At 73.1% G+C, this 16,906-nt stretch carries 13 protein-coding genes; 4 read left to right on the top strand and 9 right to left on the bottom strand.

The window, feature by feature from the left end; translation table 11 throughout:
• Positions 1 to 97: 97 nt before the first annotated feature.
• The 5 genes from CP968_RS07800 to CP968_RS07820 form a co-directional block, all read right to left on the bottom strand.
• Positions 98 to 1,249, bottom strand: a complete 1,152-nt coding sequence (locus CP968_RS07800) for an XdhC family protein (protein WP_150517294.1) — start codon at positions 1,247 to 1,249, stop codon at positions 98 to 100.
• Between the two features lie 81 nt (positions 1,250 to 1,330).
• Complete coding sequence (locus tag CP968_RS07805; protein WP_150517295.1) at positions 1,331 to 2,794, bottom strand: NCS2 family permease; 1,464 nt, start codon at positions 2,792 to 2,794, stop codon at positions 1,331 to 1,333.
• 317 nt (positions 2,795 to 3,111) lie between these two features.
• A complete protein-coding gene (locus tag CP968_RS07810) occupies positions 3,112 to 5,517 on the bottom strand; it encodes a xanthine dehydrogenase family protein molybdopterin-binding subunit (RefSeq protein ID WP_150517296.1) in 2,406 nt (801 codons plus the stop codon).
• Positions 5,518 to 5,519: 2 nt separating this feature from the next.
• Positions 5,520 to 6,128, bottom strand: coding sequence for a (2Fe-2S)-binding protein (locus CP968_RS07815; protein ID WP_150517297.1), 609 nt, complete (start codon positions 6,126 to 6,128; stop codon positions 5,520 to 5,522).
• A gap of 2 nt (positions 6,129 to 6,130) precedes the next feature.
• Entirely contained in the window at positions 6,131 to 7,024 is an 894-nt protein-coding gene (locus CP968_RS07820; RefSeq protein ID WP_150517298.1) for an FAD binding domain-containing protein, read from the bottom strand.
• A 254-nt stretch (positions 7,025 to 7,278) separates the two neighbouring features.
• On the opposite strand from CP968_RS07820, the gene CP968_RS07825 reads away from it, so the two are divergent.
• Positions 7,279 to 8,958, top strand: a complete 1,680-nt coding sequence (locus tag CP968_RS07825; RefSeq protein ID WP_150517299.1) for a PucR family transcriptional regulator — start codon at positions 7,279 to 7,281, stop codon at positions 8,956 to 8,958.
• 165 nt (positions 8,959 to 9,123) lie between these two features.
• Positions 9,124 to 9,900, top strand: a complete 777-nt coding sequence (locus CP968_RS07830) for a hypothetical protein (protein WP_150517300.1) — start codon at positions 9,124 to 9,126, stop codon at positions 9,898 to 9,900.
• Between the two features lie 79 nt (positions 9,901 to 9,979).
• Here the strand turns inward: CP968_RS07830 and CP968_RS07835 are convergent, their stop codons facing one another.
• The gene (locus CP968_RS07835) at positions 9,980 to 10,678 is read right to left on the bottom strand and encodes a GntR family transcriptional regulator (protein ID WP_229886053.1); all 699 of its coding nucleotides are present in this window, start codon (positions 10,676 to 10,678) and stop codon (positions 9,980 to 9,982) included.
• Positions 10,679 to 10,847: 169 nt separating this feature from the next.
• Between CP968_RS07835 and CP968_RS07840 the strand changes: the two genes are divergently transcribed.
• Together CP968_RS07840 and CP968_RS07845 are read left to right on the top strand one after the other, a co-directional pair.
• Entirely contained in the window at positions 10,848 to 11,714 is an 867-nt protein-coding gene (locus CP968_RS07840; RefSeq protein ID WP_150517301.1) for a (2Fe-2S)-binding protein, read from the top strand.
• 218 nt (positions 11,715 to 11,932) lie between these two features.
• The gene (locus CP968_RS07845) at positions 11,933 to 12,991 is read left to right on the top strand and encodes a DUF2637 domain-containing protein (protein WP_150517302.1); all 1,059 of its coding nucleotides are present in this window, start codon (positions 11,933 to 11,935) and stop codon (positions 12,989 to 12,991) included.
• 35 nt (positions 12,992 to 13,026) lie between these two features.
• On the opposite strand, the gene CP968_RS35685 is transcribed toward CP968_RS07845, so the two are convergent.
• The 3 genes from CP968_RS35685 to CP968_RS07860 all read right to left on the bottom strand — a co-directional run bounded on the left by CP968_RS35685 (position 13,027) and on the right by CP968_RS07860 (position 16,561).
• On the bottom strand, positions 13,027 to 13,665 hold the full coding sequence (locus CP968_RS35685; RefSeq protein WP_150517303.1) for an ATP-binding protein: 639 nt from the start codon (positions 13,663 to 13,665) through the stop codon (positions 13,027 to 13,029).
• 31 nt (positions 13,666 to 13,696) lie between these two features.
• Entirely contained in the window at positions 13,697 to 15,439 is a 1,743-nt protein-coding gene (locus CP968_RS07855) for a pyruvate dehydrogenase (protein ID WP_150517304.1), read from the bottom strand.
• 84 nt (positions 15,440 to 15,523) lie between these two features.
• A complete protein-coding gene (locus CP968_RS07860) occupies positions 15,524 to 16,561 on the bottom strand; it encodes a protein phosphatase 2C domain-containing protein (RefSeq protein WP_244330598.1) in 1,038 nt (345 codons plus the stop codon).
• Between the last annotated feature and the right edge of the window lie 345 nt (positions 16,562 to 16,906).

The following is a 16,906-nucleotide window of genomic DNA, read 5'->3' on the forward strand; positions in this document are numbered from 1 at the left end:
GCCATACTGGCCGGTTCTGCACGGGTGGGATCGGGCGGCGAACGAAGCGGGCCGCACCCCGACGGGTGCGGGCCGCCCGCGGGCGCGGATCGGTGCCTCAGGCGACGGACCCGATCCGGCCGAACACCGTGCGCGCGACGTCGGGGTGGATCGGGGTGTGCGCACCGGTGAGCGCGACGCCGGTGCCGCCGCGGCGGTTGGCGACGATCTCGGCGGCGATGGACAGCGCGGTCTCCTCGGGGGAGCGGGCGCCGAGGTCCAGGCCGATCGGGGAGCGCAGGCGGGCCAGTTCGAGCTCGGTCACCCCGACCTCGCGCAGGCGCTTGTTTCGGTCCTCGTGGGTGCGTCGGGAGCCCATCGCGCCGACGTAGGCGACGGGAAGCCTGAGGGCCAGTTCGAGGAGCGGCACGTCGAACTTGGCGTCGTGGGTGAGGACGCACAGGACGGTCCGGCCGTCGGTGTCCGTGCCCTCCAGGTAGCGGTGCGGCCAGTCGACGACGATCTCGTCCGCCTCGGGGAAGCGGGTCTTCGTCGCGAAGACGGGCCGGGCGTCGCACACGGTGACCCGGTAGCCGAGGAACTTGCCGATCCGCACGAGGGCGGAGGCGAAGTCGATGGCACCGAAGACGATCATGCGGGGCGGCGGGACGCTGGACTCGACCAGCACCTGGAGCGGCTCTCCGCAGAGCCTGCCGTCGGCGCCGATCTCCAGCACGCCGGTCCGGCCCGCGTCGAGCATGGCGCGGGCCTCCTCGGCGATGGTGCGGTCCAGCTCGGGGTGACCGCCGAGGCCGCCCTCGTGGGCCCCTTCGGCGCGGACGAGCACGGCCCGCCCCATCAGCTCGGCCGGACCCTGCGCTATCCGTGCCAGGGCAGCGGCCTCGCCGCGCGAGGCGGCGGCCAGGGCCGCCTCGAAGACCGCACGGGCCGCGGAGCCCACGGGGACCGGGGTCACCAGGATGTCGATGATTCCGCCGCAGGTCAGACCCACGGCGAAGGCATCGTCGTCGCTGTAGCCGAAGCGCTCTCGGACGGTCTCGCCGTCGTCGAGCGCCTGCCGGCACAGCTCGTACACCGCGCCCTCCACGCATCCGCCGGATACCGAGCCGATGGCCGTGCCCTCGCCGTCGACGGCCAGGGCCGCCCCGGGCTGCCGGGGCGCGCTCCCGCCGACGGCCACCACGGTGGCCACGGCGAAGTCGCGTCCCTGCTCGACCCACCGGTTCAGCTCTTCGGCGATGTCCAGCATGGGGGCCTCCTCGAAGAGGTTCGGTTTCCAGTATGGGATGCGCGGGGGTTCGGTTCGGTGCGGCGGACCGGGCGGGCCGGGTCAGCCGACCCCGAGCCAGGACTCGATCGGGTGGAGCGCGAAGAAGACCAGGAAGATGCCGGTCAGCGCCCACATGAAGCCGCCGATCTCGCGCGCCTTGCCCTGCGCCACCTTGATGGCGACGTAGGAGATGACACCGGCGGCGACGCCGGCCGTGATCGAGTACGTGAAGGGCATGACCACGACGGTCAGGAAGACCGGGATCGCGGTGGAGGTGTCGGCCCAGTCCACGTGGCGGGCGTTCTGCATCATCATCGCGCCGATGACGACCAGGGCCGCGGAGGCGACCTCGCCGGGGACGATCTGCGTGATCGGGGTGAAGAAGAGGCAGGCGGCGAAGAACAGGCCGGTGACGACGGAGGCGAGACCGGTACGGGCACCCTCGCCGACGCCGGTGGCCGACTCGACGAACACGGTCTGGCCGGAGCCGCCCGCGATGCCGCCGATGGCGCCACCGGCGCCGTCGATGAACAGGGCCTTGGACAGGCCCGGCATCCGGCCCTGGTCGTCGGCGAGCTTGGCCTCGGTGCCGACGCCGATGATGGTGGCCATCGCGTCGAAGAAGCCGGCGAGCACCAGGGTGAAGACGATCATGCCGACCGTCATGTAGCCGACGTCGCCCCAGCCGCCGAAGTCGACCTTGCCGAAGAGCGAGAAGTCGGGCATCGAGACCGCGGAGCCGGACAGCTCCGGCGGGCCGTTCTTCCACGCCTTCGGGTCGATGTCCACGACGGCGTTCAGGATGGCCGCCAGCACGGTGCCGCCGACGATGCCGATCAGGATGGCGCCGGGCACCTTGCGGGCCTGGAGCATGAAGATCGCGAGCAGGGTGATCGCGAAGAGCAGGACGGGCCAGCCGGAGAGCTCACCGGTCGCGCCGAGCTGCACGGGGGGCATGAACTCTCCGCCGTTGCCGACGAAGCCCGCCTTCACGAAGCCGATCAGGGCGACGAAGAGGCCGATGCCCATGGTGATGGCGTGCTTGAGCGCGAGGGGTATCGCGTTCATGATCATCTCTCGGAGGCCGGTGACGACCAGGAGACAGATCACGACGCCGTAGACCACGCACATGCCCATGGCCTGCGGCCAGGTCATCTGCGGGGCCACCTGCGAGGCGAGCACGCCGGAGACGGACAGGCCGGCGGCGAGGGCCAGCGGCACCTTGCCGACGAAGCCCATGAGGAGCGTGGTGACGGCCGCGGCGAAGGCCGTGGCCGTGATGATCGCCGAGCCGTCCATCACGGCGCCGGAGACGTCCTTGCCCGAGAGGAGCAGGGGATTGAGCAGGAGGATGTACGCCATGGCCATGAAGGTCGTGATACCGCCACGGACCTCGTTGCCGACGTTGGACCCTCTGTGCGTGATGTGAAAGTACCGGTCGAGCCAAGACCGTCCGGCGGGGTTCAGAGAGCCGTCGCCGGCCTCTTCCGCACTGGTCTTGGGCTCCACTGATGACTGGGTCATGGTGCCTAACTCCCAAGGTTCAAAGGGGCACCCGCATGAAGATTGGAGACGCGGGATTTGGGAAACTCCGTTGGCTGCACGACCCGGGGTGACGGCCCGAGGCGACGCGAAGGTGCACTGCGTTTACTGCGGGTAGCGCGGTGGTGACCGCTGGTACTACGTGGGGGTTTCGCAGGGGTGCTGCGGGGTGGTGCGGACCGCGAGCGGTGCGGTCTCGGTGCACTCCGGGCGGCGGGGTGGAAGTGTGACGTTCCCGTCCCGCACCGCCCGGAGGATCCGGGGGGTCCGGGGGCCTCTCGGCCCCCGGACGCGCCGTCCTAGAGGGTGCCGGTGAGGGCTTCCGGGCGGATCGGCGTCTTGTTCAGTTCCAGACCGGTGGCCTGCCGGATCGCGGCGAGGACGGCGGGGGTGGACGAGAGGGTCGGAGCCTCGCCCATGCCGCGCAGGCCGTAGGGCGCGTTCGGGTCGGCGAGCTCCAGGACGTCGACCGGGATGGTCGGGGTGTCGAGGATGGTCGGGATCAGGTAGTCCGTGAAGGAGGGGTTGCGCACCTTCGCGGTCTTCGGGTCCACGATGATCTCTTCCATGATCGCGACGCCGAGGCCCTGGGTGGTGCCACCCTGGATCTGGCCGACCACGGAGAGCATGTTCAGGGCCTTGCCGACGTCCTGGGCGGTGGCGAGCTCGACGACCTTGACGAGGCCGAGCTCGGTGTCCACCTCGACCACCGCGCGGTGCGCGGCGAAGGTGTACTGGACGTGGCCGTTGCCCTGGCCGGTCTTCAGGTCGAAGGGGACGGTCGGCCGGTGCCGGAACTCCAGCTCCAGGTCGATCGCGTCCTCGCCCTCCAGGATGTCGGCCAGCTCCGCGAGGACCTCGCCGCCGTCGGTGACGACCTTGCCGCCCTCCAGGAGCAGCTCGGCGGTGGCCCACGCGGGGTGGTAGGAGCCGTTCTTGCGGCGGCCGATCTCCAGCACCGCCTCGCGGACGGCCTCGCAGGTGTTCTTCACGGCGCCGCCGGTCATGTACGTCTGCCGCGAGGCGGACGTGGAACCGGCGGAGCCGACCTGCGTGTCGGCCGGGTGGATGGTCACCTGGGTGACGCCCAGCTCCGTACGGGCGATCTGGGCGTGCACGGTGACGCCGCCCTGGCCGACCTCCGCCATGGCCGTGTGGACCATCGCGACGGGCTCGCCGTTGATGACCTCCAGGCGCACGCGGGCGGTGGAGTAGTCGTCGAAGCCCTCGGAGAAGCCGACGTTCTTGATGCCGACCGCGTAGCCGACGCCGCGTACGACGCCCTCGCCGTGCGTGGTGTTCGACAGGCCGCCGGGCAGCGCGCGGACGTCCGCGCCCTCGCCGGCGGTCTCCCACTGGCGCTCGGGCGGGAGCGGGCGCGCCTTGACCCGGCGCAGCAGCTCGGCGACGGGCGCCGGGGAGTCCACGACCTGGCCGGTGGGCATGATCGTGCCCATCTCCATGGCGTTCAGCTGGCGGAACTCGACCGGGTCCATGCCCAGCTTCGCCGCGAGCTTGTCCATCTGGGCCTCGTACGCGAAGCAGGCCTGGACGGCGCCGAAGCCGCGCATGGCGCCGCAGGGCGGGTTGTTCGAGTAGAGGGCGATGGCCTCGATGTCGACGTCGTCGATCACGTACGGGCCGACCGACAGCGAGGAGGCGTTGCCCACGACCGCCGGCGAGGCCGACGCGTACGCGCCGCCGTCCAGGACGATCTTGCACTTCATGTGCGTGAGCTTGCCGTCCTTGGTGGCGCCGTGCTCGTAGTAGAGCTTCGCCGGGTGGCGGTGCACGTGGCCGAAGAAGGACTCGAACCGGTTGTAGACGATCTTGACCGGCTTGTTCGTGGCCAGGGCCAGGAGGCAGGCGTGGATCTGCATCGAGATGTCCTCGCGGCCGCCGAACGCGCCGCCGACGCCCGAGAGCGTCATGCGGACCTTCTCCGGCGGGAGGCCCAGGACCGGGGCGATCTGCTGGAGGTCCGAGTGCAGCCACTGGGTCGCGACGTAGAGGTCGACGCCGCCGTCCTCGGACGGCACGGCCAGACCGGACTCCGGGCCGAGGAAGGCCTGGTCCTGCATGCCGAAGGTGTACTCGCCCGTGACGATGACGTCGGCGCGCTTGGCGGCCTCGGCCGCGTTGCCGCGGACGATGGGCTGGCGGTGCACGATGTTCGGGTGCGGGACGTGGCCGGCGTGGTGGTCGTCGCGGCCCGGGTGGATCAGCGGCGCGTCGGGGGCGATGGCCGAGGCCTCGTCCGTGACGAGCGGCAGCTCCTTGTAGTCGATCTTGATCTTGGCCGCGGCGCGGCGGGCGGTCTCCGGGTGGTCGGCGGCCACGAGGGCGACCGGCTCGCCGTGATGGCGCACCCGTCCGTTGGCCAGGACCGGGGTGTCCTGGATCTCCAGGCCGTAGTTCTTCATCTCGGCCGGCAGGTCGTCGTAGGTCAGGACCGAGTAGACGCCCGGCATCGCCAGGGCCTCGGAGATGTCGATCGAGACGATCTCGGCGTGGGCCACGGTGCTGCGGAGCGTCTGGCCCCACAGCATGTCCTCGTGCCACATGTCCGAGGAGTACGCGAACTCTCCGGTCACCTTGAGGGTGCCGTCGGGGCGCAGGGTGGACTCGCCGATGCCGCCCTTGGTGTGCTTCTGCGTGACGTTGGTCGGCGTACCCGCCGGAACCGTGCGCGTGCTCTGGGCCATGGTCAGACCGCCTCTCCCTGACGGGCGGCCGCGAGGCGGACCGCGTCGAGGATCTTCTCGTAGCCCGTGCAGCGGCAGAGGTTGCCGGACAGGGCCTCACGGATGTCCTGGTCGGACGGGGAGGAGTTCTCCTCCAGCAGCGCATCGGCCTGGACCAGCAGACCCGGGGTGCAGAATCCGCACTGCACGGCGCCGGCGTCGATGAACGCCTGCTGGATGGTGGAGAGCTCGACGCCCTCGCCGGTCTGCGAGTCGCCCGGCTTGGACTGCCAGCGCTTGGCCTCGTCCAGCGAGACCCCGCCCTTGGCTCCGCAGCCGCCGCCGGTGCCGCAGGCACCGCCGTGGCCGTGCTCCTCGCGCTGTTTGGCGAACTCCGCCAGGCCCTCGACGGTCACGACGTCGCGGCCCTCGACCTGGCCGGCGGCGACGAGGCACGAACAGACCGGCACGCCGTCGAGGCGCACGGTGCAGGAGCCGCACTCGCCCTGCTCACAGGCGTTCTTCGAGCCGGGCAGGCCGAGCCGCTCGCGCAGCACGTAGAGGAGGGACTCGCCCTCCCACACGTCGTCGGCTTCCTGCTGACGTCCGTTGACGGTGAAATTGACGCGCATGATTACGCAGCCCCTTCAAGCGAGCGGCCGGTGGTGCCGCGGTACTGCTCCCAGGTCCAGACGAGCTGGCGGCGAGCCATGATGCCGACCGCGTGACGGCGGTACTTCGCCGTGCCGCGGACGTCGTCGATCGGGTTGGCCGCGCCCGAGGCGAGGTCACCGAACTGCTTGGCGATCGACGGGGTGATGACCTTGCCGGACTCCCAGAACCCGCCCTCTTCGAGCGCGGAGTTCAGGAATTCCTCGGCGACCTTCGCGCGGATCGGCGTCGGCGCGGCCGAGCCGATGCCGGTGCGGACCGTGCGGGTCTGCGGGTGCAGCGCCAGGCCGAACGCGCAGACCGCGATGACCATGGCGTTGCGGGAGCCGACCTTGGAGTACTGCTGGGGGCCGTCCGCCTTCTTCACGTGGACGGTCTTGATGAGCTCGTCGGCGGCGAGCGCGTTGCGCTTGACGCCGGTGTAGAACTCGTCGATCGGGATCAGGCGGGAGCCGCGTACGGACTCCACCTCCACCTCGGCGCCTGCGGCGAGGAGCGCGGGGTGGGAGTCACCGGCGGGCGAGGCGCAACCGAGGTTGCCGCCGACGCCGCCGCGGTTGCGGATCTGCGGGGACGCGACCGTGTGCGAGGCGAGCGCGAGTCCCGGAAGCTCCGTGCGGAGGTTCTCCATGATCTGCGTGTACGGGACGGAGGCGCCCAGACGAACCACGTCCTCGCCGACCTCCCACTCCCGCAGGAGACCGATGCGGTTCAGGTCCAGGAGGTACTCCGGCCGACGGTGGTCGAAGTTGATCTCGACCATCACATCGGTGCCACCCGCAATCGGCACAGCTGTGGGGAACTCGGCCTTAGCGGCGAGCGCCTCCTCCCAGCTGGCGGGGCGAAGGAAGTCCATGTGCGGCTCTCTTCTTCTTAATCGGGTCGTTCACTTCAAGCCAGGAGGCCCAATGGCCCTCGACTGGTCGTTCACGTGCTGTTAACGCGGTGTGGAGTCAGTACACAAGCCACGCGTCCCCCGGGTGCAGTCACCGAAACCATGAAGGAGTTGGCTGGGGACCTCCCTCGTCTTGTAGATTCGTATGAAAGGCAGGATGCGACGACCTGCCCGATTTCCAACGGCAACATTCGAGACAGATCGGCGGCGACATCATGCGGCTGCGCGCACTGCTGGAAACCGAGGCGCTGGGGCTGCGGCTGCTGGGCGGCGAGGAAGAACTCGACCGTACGGTCCGCGGGGTCATGACGACCGACCTGCGCGACCCCAGCCGGTACCTGTCCGGGGGCGAGCTCGTCCTCACTGGCCTGGCCTGGCGTAGGAATTCGGCCGATTCCGAGCCGTTCGTACGAACGCTGGCCGGCGCGGGCGTGGCGGGGCTGGCGGCGGGCGAGGCGGAGCTGGGCGACATCCCGGATGATCTGGTATCGGCCTGTCTGCGCAACCGGCTGCCGCTCTTCGCCGTCAACGAGAACGTTGCATTCGCCACCATCACCGAGTACGTGGTGCGCCAGGTTTCCGGGGAACGCGCCGGGGACCTCGCGGCCGTCGTCGACCGCCACCGGCGCCTGATGACGTCGGGCCCGGCGGGGGGCGGACCCGACGTGGTGCTCGATCTGCTCACCACCGACCTCGACCTCCGGGCCTGGGTGCTGTCACCCACGGGCCGGCAGATCGCCGGGGCGGGCGAGCCGCTCGCGCCGGGCGTCTGCGCGGCGCTGGCGAGCGAGCACCTCGCTGCGGTCCGCACGGGCCGCAGGGGACCGCACAGGATCTCGATCCAGGGTATTGCCTACTCCCTGTTCCCGATCAGGGGACACGGCCGCGGACCGGGCGGCCCCGCCGTGCGCGACGTGCGCGAGAGCGTGCTGTCGGACTGGCTGCTGGCCGTCGAGGCGGACGCGGGCGACTGGCCGGCCGAGCGGCTGGACCTGCTCCAGGGCGTCACCCAGCTGATCGCCGTGGAGCGCGAGCGGCGCGACGCGGCCCGCACCGTGCGCCGCCGCCTGGCCCAGGAGGTCCTGGAGCTGGTGCAGACGGGCGCCCCGCCCGCCGAGATCGCGGCCCGGCTGCGCGTGGCGGCCCCGGTGCTGCTGCCGGGCCTGGGCTCGGCCCCGCACTGGCAGGTGGTCGTGGCCCGGGTGGACTGGGACGGCGGGGACATCCCCGGCGGGCCGGTGGCCCAGTCGCTGCTGGAGGAGATCCTCGTCGACCCGTCGCTGGCGGGCCCCGAGCCGTCCGACCGGATCGCGGTGGCCCATGCGGGTGACGAGGCCATCGCCCTGGTGCCGCTGCCGTCGCTGTCCGGGGAGGGCGGGGAGGACAAGGGCCCCGACTCGGCCCTGCACGCCGACGAGCTCCTCGCAGCCGTACGCGACCCCCTGGCGGCCGGGCTGGCCGACGACGGCCGGCTCACGCTGGGCGTCAGCGCGGCCGTGCACTCCGCGGAGGGGCTGCGCGGCGCCCTGGAGGAGGCCCGGCACGCCCGCCGCGTCGCCGCGGCCCGTCCGGGCCGGGTCTGCGCCGCCGGCCACCACGAGCTGGCCTCGCACGTCCTGCTGCTGCCCTTCGTCCCGGACGACGTGCGGCGCGCCTTCACCGCCCGGCTGCTGGACCCGCTGCGCGACTACGACCGGCGCCACCGCGCGGAGCTCATCCCGACCCTGGAGGCCTTCCTGGACTGCGACGGCTCCTGGACCCGCTGCGCGACCCGGCTGCACCTGCACGTCAACACGCTGCGCTACCGGGTCGGACGAATCGAGCAGTTGACGGCGCGCGACCTGTCCCGGCTGGAGGACAAGCTCGACTTCTTCCTCGCACTGCGCATGAGCTGAGCGGATCCGCCCGCGGACCGCCCGGGGCGGGCCCCGGGCGGCTGATGATCCGTCCGGACTTTGTGAAAAAGTTCACCCGACCCCTTGGCCGAACCCGCCGATCCGTGCTCTCATTTCGCCCCAGGGCTCGACGACGTGCTGCTTGGTTGCTTTGGGGAGGGCAATGTGGCGGATACCGCCATGTCCGGTGCCGGATCTACCGGGGGAGACGACCCCCTCCAGCGGGCGATATGGCGGCTGCGCTCGCGCGGCTGTTGGACCGACGCGGCGGCCCTGCTGACGCCGCACCTGAGCCATGCCGGAGCGGCCGTGCAGCGCACGGCGCTGCTGGTGGAGCGCTGCCTGTTCACCGGGCAGGGCTGGGCCGAGGCCGAGGACGCGCTGCGGATCGCCGAGGCCGTGGCCCGGGACGACGACGAGCGGGGTGCGGCCGCGTGCGAGCGCGGCCAGCTGGCGTACGCGGCGACCGTGCTCGGGGTGCGCGACCGGGCCGACGAAGCCCGCTCGGCGCTGGGCAGGGCGGCCGCCCTGCTCTCCCCCGGCTCGCGGAGCCGGCCGCTGCTGGACTTCCGGCGCGGGCTGGTGGCCGAGCACCTGGCGGACGCCCCCCAGTCGGCCCGGCCGGCGTACCACCGGGCGCACGCCGGGGCGGAGGCCCACGGGGACACGCTCCTGCTGTCGTTCACCTGGCGGCACCTGGCCGCACTGGCCTTGCGCGACGGGGAGGTGGCGGAGGCACGCAAGGGCTTCGCGGAGTCCCTGCGCATCCGGGAGGAGCTCGGCTTCCTGATCGGCACGGCGCCGGCGCTGGCCGCCCTCGCCGAGGCCGAACCGGAGCCGGAGGCGGCCCGGCTGCGGGCGGAGGCCCGGCGGCTGTTCCACCTGCTGGGCGGCGTCCCGACCTGGCTGGCGGAGCAGCTCCACCCGGCCCCGGCGGCCTGACGCCCCGGGATGCCGGAACTCCCTCGGGGGACTCCCCCGGCCTCCCTGACGGGCGCCGGGGGAGGCGCCGGGACCGCGGTCAGCCGGCCGCGGCCGCCAGGTGCGCCCGTACGAGCGACTCGGCGGCCGCGAGGTCGCCGGCGGCCAGCGCCGCCAGCAGCGCCGTGTGCTGGGCGGCGTCGGCGACGAGCTCGGCCCGGCGGGCGCGGGGCGCCCCCGGCAGCGGCCACTGGGCGCGGCGGTGGAGGTCCTGGGCCACCTGGACCAGTCGGCCGTTGCCCGCCAGGGCGAGCACCTCGCGGTGGAAGGCGCGGTCGGCCTCCGCGTAGCCGGGGGCGTCACCCTCCGCGGCCGCGGTGGCGGCGGCGGCGGCCGCGGGGCGCAGGGCCTCCCAGGCGGCCGGCGGCACGGTGCGGGCCAGCCGGAGCATGACGGGCACCTCCAGCAGGGCCCGCACCTCGGCCAGTTCGGCCATGTCGCGCGGGGTGCGCGTCAGGACGCGGAAGCCCCGGTTCGGCAGGCATTCCACGGCCCCTTCCAGGGCCAGCTGCTGCATGGCCTCGCGCACCGGCGTGGCGGAGACGCCGAAGCGCTCCCCCAGGGCCGGGCCCGAGTAGATCTCTCCGGGCGCCAGCTCGCCCTCGACCAGGGCGGCGCGGAGGGCGTCGAGGACCTGTCCGCGCACCGAGTGGCGCAACACCTTCCGGGGCGTGTGCTGCGCCGGGACCGACGGCCGCGCGGTCCGCGCGCCGTCCCCGGCCCGAGCCGCTTCGCGCACTCGGTCCTCCTCTCCGCAATGGTCTCGACCTGTGAGGAGAATAGCGACCGCCCGCGGAGCTCCGGTGGTGGCGTGACTCCGGTCACACCCGGGGGGACCGGTCACAAAAGCCCTCCACTCAGGTAAGGTAAGGCTTACCTTTTGAACGACGTCCGATGGGTGGTCCCGCATGACCGTCGCGGTCCTCAGCGCCTCCCCGCCCGTCACCTCCGCCCCGGCCGGCTCTCCGGTGGCGGAGGCGTACGCGCGGCTGGCCGAGGCCTACGAAGGCCTGGTGGTCACCGAGCGGTCCGCGCACGAACCCGTCCCTCGCGGTGTGGGATGGGTCGGCGCGGACGAGCTCGCGGCGGGCGGGCCGGCCCTGGAGGCCTACCTCGCCTGGGACGAGGCCCAGGTCCTGCGGGACTACGGACAGCGGGGCCGCCCCGACGTGGTGGCGGGATTCGGGCTGCACCGGTACGCGTGGCCCGCCGTGCTGCTGATCACCCTCCCCTGGTTCCTGCACCGGCGGGTGCCCGACCTCCCGGTGGACGCGGTGGCCTACCACCGGACCGGCGGCCGCATGTCCGTGCGCGTCGAGACCTTCGCCTGCCTGCCGGACGACCCCGCGGCGTCCCTCCCCGGAGCCCGGGTCGTGGCCGACGGGGAAGCGCTGCGGGGCGAGGTGCGGGCCGCGGTGGCCGGGCACCTCGGACCGGTGCTGGAAGGTTTCGGCCCGCGCATGCGGCGCGGCCGGCGCGCCCTGTGGGGCATGGTCACGGACGAGGTGGTCGAGGGCCTGTGGTACCTCGGCGGGCTGCTCGGCGAGGAGCGCCGGGCCATGACCGAGTTGGAGGCGCTGCTGCCGGGCTCGACCGCCCCGTACACCGGGGCCGCGGGATTCCGTACGCTGCCGGGCCCCGACGGGGCGCCGCTGGCGACCCGCGACCGGGCGAGCTGCTGCTTCTTCTACACCATCAGCGCGCAGGACACCTGCGTGACCTGCCCCCGCACCTGCGACGCCGACCGCGTCGCACGGCTGACCGCGACCTCCTGAGGGACGCCCCGCAGCACCGAACCCACCCGCGGGGATGACCCGCGCTCGAACGCGACTCCGCAGGTGCGGAGATCCGTTCGAGCGACAACACCCTATCCGGCGGGCCCCGCCCCCCGATGGCGTCCACTTGCCCCGAAACCCGCGTGCGCGGGCGACCCGCTGCGCCACTATGGCGCCCGGAAAGCCGCACAGCGCAGACGCGAGGCAAGGACATCCGCATGAGACTGACCGACATATCGCTGGACTGGCTGCTGCCCGGCAGCCTGCTGATCCTGGGCGTACTTGCGGCAGTTGCGGTACTGGCCAGGGGCAAGCGCGAGAGCGAGAAGGCAGCGGCCGACGACAGCTGGGAGCGCAGCGAGGAACGGCGCAGGCGCAAGGAGGCCTTCTACGGGTCGGCCTCGTACGTCCTGCTCTTCTGCTGCGCGGCGGTGGCCGCCGCGCTCTCCTTCCACGGGCTGGTCGGCTTCGGCCGGCAGAACCTCAACCTGTCCGGCGGCTGGGAGTACCTGGTCCCCTTCGGCCTCGACGGCGCCGCCATGTTCTGTTCGGTGCTCGCCGTCCGCGAGGCCAGCCACGGCGACGCGGCCCTGGGTTCGCGCATGCTGGTCTGGCTGTTCGCGGGCGCGGCCGCGTGGTTCAACTGGGTGCACGCGCCCAGGGGGATGGGCCATGACGGCGCTCCCCAGTTCTTCGCGGGGATGTCGCTCTCGGCGGCCGTGCTGTTCGACCGGGCCCTCAAGCAGACCCGCCGGGCCGCCCTGCGCGAACAGGGCCTGATCCCCAGGCCGCTGCCGCAGATCCGGATGGTCCGCTGGCTGCGGGCGCCGCGGGAGACCTTCGGCGCCTGGTCCCTGATGCTGCTGGAGGGGGTGCGCACCCTCGACGAGGCCGTGGACGAGGTGCGCGAGGACAAGAAGGAGAAGGAGAACGACCGGCACCGCCGCCGGGAGCAGCACCGCCTGGACCGGGCCCACATCAAGGCCCTGGGCAGGCAGAACAGGGCGTTCGGGCGGACCCGCGCCCGCGAGGGCGACATGCCGGGACTGACCCCCGGAACGGGCTCCGCGCCGGTCGGCGCGGAGCCGGCCATAGCGGAACCGGGACAACTGCCCGTGCGCCGAAGGCCCTCCCTGCAGGCCGTGAACGGAACCGACTCCCTTGACGGGACCGGACCGCGCACCGTCGACCTCACGGCCGAGGACGACACCCAGACCCTGCCCCGACTCGACTCACTGGAGCGCAAACTGAAGGACCTGGAGCAGCAGTTCGGCTGACAGGACCTCCCCCACACCCTGCGGGGCCCGCCGGTTCAGGCGGGCCCCGCTTCGCATGCGGCGTCGAGGGCCGCGCCGTACGGCGTGCCGTGCGCGGTGTCGTACGCGGTGTCGCGGGCGGCGCCGTACGGTCCGGGCCCGCCGGGGGGTCCGTGCAGTTCGAACCACATCACCTTTCCGGCGCCCCGGGCGAGCACCTCGACGCCCCAGGCGTCGGCCAGTGCCTGCACCAGCACCAGACCCCGGCCGTGCGTACCGTCGTCGGCGGTCGGTACGTACGGGCGGGGGCGCTTGGCGACGCGGTCGCGGACCTCGACGCGCAGCAGGGCGGGGGCGAGGCTGGCGGAGACCTCGGCCCCCTGGTCGGTGTGGACGAGGGCGTTGGTGACGAGCTCGGTGATCAGCAGTTCGGCCACGTCGGCGGTGTCGGTCCGGCACCGGTGGCGCATCAGCTCGCGCAGCGCCCTGCGGACCTCTCCGACCGCCTTCAGGTCCGCGCGGCGCACGCTCCGGGTGATCCGCAGCGTGTCCACCGCTCCCCCGCCCTCGGGGGCGGTGGACGGTTCGCGCGCTTCCGGCCTCCCCCTCCTCCACAGCTTTCCGGTCTTCGCCCCCACCCGCACGGCGATGTCCCTCCCGCGTCCATGGCTCTCGAACAGGTCTACGGGATGCATGCCCTCCGGGTCGGTCCGCACTCCTGCGGGCTCAGGGGCGCGGCACGTTGCGCAGGTTGGATCGAGCCATCTGGATCATGCGGCCCACGCCGCCGTCCAGCACGATCTTGCTGGCGGAAAGCGCGAAACCGGTCACCATGTCGGCGCTGATCCTGGGCGGGATCGACAGGGCGTTGGGGTCGGTCACCACGTCGACCAGAGCGGGCCCCTTGTGCCGGAACGCGTCCTTGAGCGCCGCCGTGAGCTGCTTCGGCTTCTCCACCCGCACCCCGTAGGCACCCGCCGCGCGGGCGATGGCCGCGAAGTCGGGATTCTTGTTCGTGGTCCCGTAGGAGGGCAGGCCGGAAACCATCATCTCCAACTCGACCATTCCGAGCGATGAGTTGTTGAACAGGACCACTTTGACGGGCAGGTCGTACTGCACCAGGGTGAGGAAATCTCCCATCAGCATCGAGAAACCGCCATCGCCCGACATGGAGACCACTTGACGGTTCCGGTCGGTGAACTGTGCGCCGATGGCCTGCGGGAGGGCGTTGGCCATGGAGCCGTGGCTGAAGGAGCCGATGACGCGCCGCTTGCCGTTCGGGGAAAGATAGCGCGCGGCCCACACATTGCACATGCCGGTGTCGACGGTGAACACCGCGTCCTCGTCGGCCAGTTCGTCGAGGACCGAGGCGACGTACTCGGGGTGGATCGGCGTGTGCTTCTCGACCTTGCGCGTGTAGGCCTTCACCACTCCCTCCAGCGCGTCCGCGTGCTTCTTCAGCATGCGGTCCAGGAACCGCCGGTCGGTCTTGGCCCGCACCCGGGTGTTCAGGGCGCGCAGGGTCTCCCGTACGTCGCCCCAGACGGCGAGGTCCAGCTGGGAGCGGCGGCCGAGGTGCTCGGGCCGGATGTCCACCTGGACGATCTTCACGTCGTCGGGGAGGAAGGCGTTGTACGGGAAGTCGGTGCCGAGCAGGATCAGCAGGTCGCACTCGTGGGTGGCCTCGTAGGCGGCGCCGTAGCCGAGGAGCCCGCTCATCCCCACGTCGTACGGGTTGTCGTACTGGATCCACTCCTTGCCGCGCAGGGCGTGGCCGATGGGCGCCTTGACCCGGTCGGCGAACTCCATGACCTCGGCGTGCGCACCGGCGGTGCCGCTGCCGCAGAAGAGGGTGACCCTGTCGGCCTCGTCGACGAGCCGGACCAGCTTCTCGATCTCGCCCTCGCCGGGGCGCACGGAGGGGCGCGCCGTGACGAGGGCGGTCTCCACCGACTTCTCCGGCGCGGGCTCGGAGGCGATGTCCCCGGGCAGCGCGACCACGCCCACTCCGCCGCGCCCGACGGCGTGCTGGATCGCGCTCTGCAGGACCCGGGGCATCTGCCGGGGGTTGGAGATCAGCTCGCTGTAGTGGCTGCACTCGGTGAACAGCCGGTCGGGGTGGGTCTCCTGGAAGTAGCCGAGGCCGATCTCCGAGGAGGGGATGTGCGAGGCCAGCGCGAGCACCGGGGCCATGGACCGGTGGGCGTCGTAGAGGCCGTTGATCAGGTGCAGGTTGCCCGGGCCGCAGGAGCCGGCGCAGGCCGCGAGCCGGCCGGTGACCTGGGCCTCCGCGCCGGCCGCGAAGGCGGCCGTCTCCTCGTGCCGGACCTGGATCCAGTCGATGCCGTCCGTGCGGCGGATCGCGTCCACCACCGGGTTCAGGCTGTCTCCGACGACTCCGTACATCCGGCGCACGCCCGCGCGCACCAGGATGTCGACGAACTGCTCCGCGACGTTCTGCTTGGCCATGGGGAGGCGCCCTCTCCGGTTTCCGGTCCGGTCCCGTCCGGTTCTCCGTTGCGTGTGCCTCCCATCCAGCCACGTATGTCCCGGTTACGCCTCCCAGACCGCGGCCGTGGTGCGGTCGTCGGCGTACCCCTTGAGGCGGAGCTGGGTGTCCGCGAGGAAGGCAGCGAGGCCCGGCGGCTCGGGCGCGGACCAGCGCGCGGTGAGCTCCGCGGACAGGGACGCCTCCTCCCGCATGGGCTCCGCGAGCCCGCCGGAACACAGCAGCAGGACGTCCCCCGGGCGGGCGACGGAGGCCCGGAACCGGAAGTCCGCCCCGGCGGGGCCGTCCGGGGCACCGGGCTCCAGGTCCTGCCAGCGGCCGGCCCGGAGCCGGAACAGTCCGCCCGCGCCCGCGCCGAAGCAGATCCGGGTGCTGCACCGCGGGTCCACCGGGAGCAGCAGGCCGCGCAGCCCTGCGGTGTACGCGCCCTCCGCCAGGCCCAGCTCGGCGGCGCGGGCCCGCAGCCGGCCGTGGCCTCGGTCGGTGAGCCGCTGGAGGCCGGAGCGCAGGGCCTCGCGGTGCCCGGCCAGGATGTCGGCCGCGAGGCGTTCGCGGCTGCGGCCGACGGCCGCGGCGACCGTGCGGCACAGGTCGGCGGCGGCCTCGGCGGCGCCGGGGGCGGCCCGGTCGCCCCCGGCGAGGACCACGAGCACGAGGGCCTCGTCGCCGCTGCCGAAGCGGGCGGTGAGCAGGTGGTCGCGACGGGGCTCGCCCCGGTAGCGGGCCGAGTCCCCGCGTACGGAGGCGGCGCGCAGGGTGTACGTGCCGTACCGGGCGCCCTCCAGGACGGTGTCGGGGGTCAGGGTGTCGACGGCGGCCGGATCGGTACGGGGCAGGGCGCCCGGTTCGGCGGCGTAGGTGGGGGCGCGGTCGCCGAGGTGGCGCACCACGGGCCGCGCGCCGGGCGGTGGGGCGACCGGCGCCCGGGGCGGCCCGCCGCCCGGCCCGTCCGACACGGGCGGCACCGCCACCCCGCCCAGCGCGTACCCGGTGACCCCGCCGATCCGGGGGTCGGCGGGCGGGTCGGCCGGGGGCGGTGGTGCGGGGGTGGTCGCCGGCGCGGTCGCCGGGGGCGGAGGCACGGCGGGCGTGGCGCCGGGCCCGGAGCCGCCCTGTCGCGGCCCCGGCAGCAGCCCCTCCCGCCGCCGGGCCGGGGCGGGGGGAACCGCGGGCACGGGCGGCGGCAGCGCGGGGCCTTCCGCGCGCGGAACCGGCGGCTCGGACGGCTCGGCGACGGCAGGCGGGGCCGGCGGGGCCGGCGGCGGCGCGGATTCCGCGGCGGCGCCGGGTGCCCGTGGCGGCGGTTGCGGTCCCGCCGGGGCCGCGGGCGGCGGCGGGGGTGGTGGTGGTGCGGCGGCCCGCGGCGGTTGCTGCGCGGGTGCGGGCGACGGGCGCGGCGGGGGCTCCGGGATGCCGGATGCCGGGGC

The sequence above is a fragment of the Streptomyces subrutilus genome (genome assembly GCF_008704535.1).
Classification (GTDB): Bacteria; Actinomycetota; Actinomycetes; order Streptomycetales; family Streptomycetaceae; genus Streptomyces; species Streptomyces subrutilus.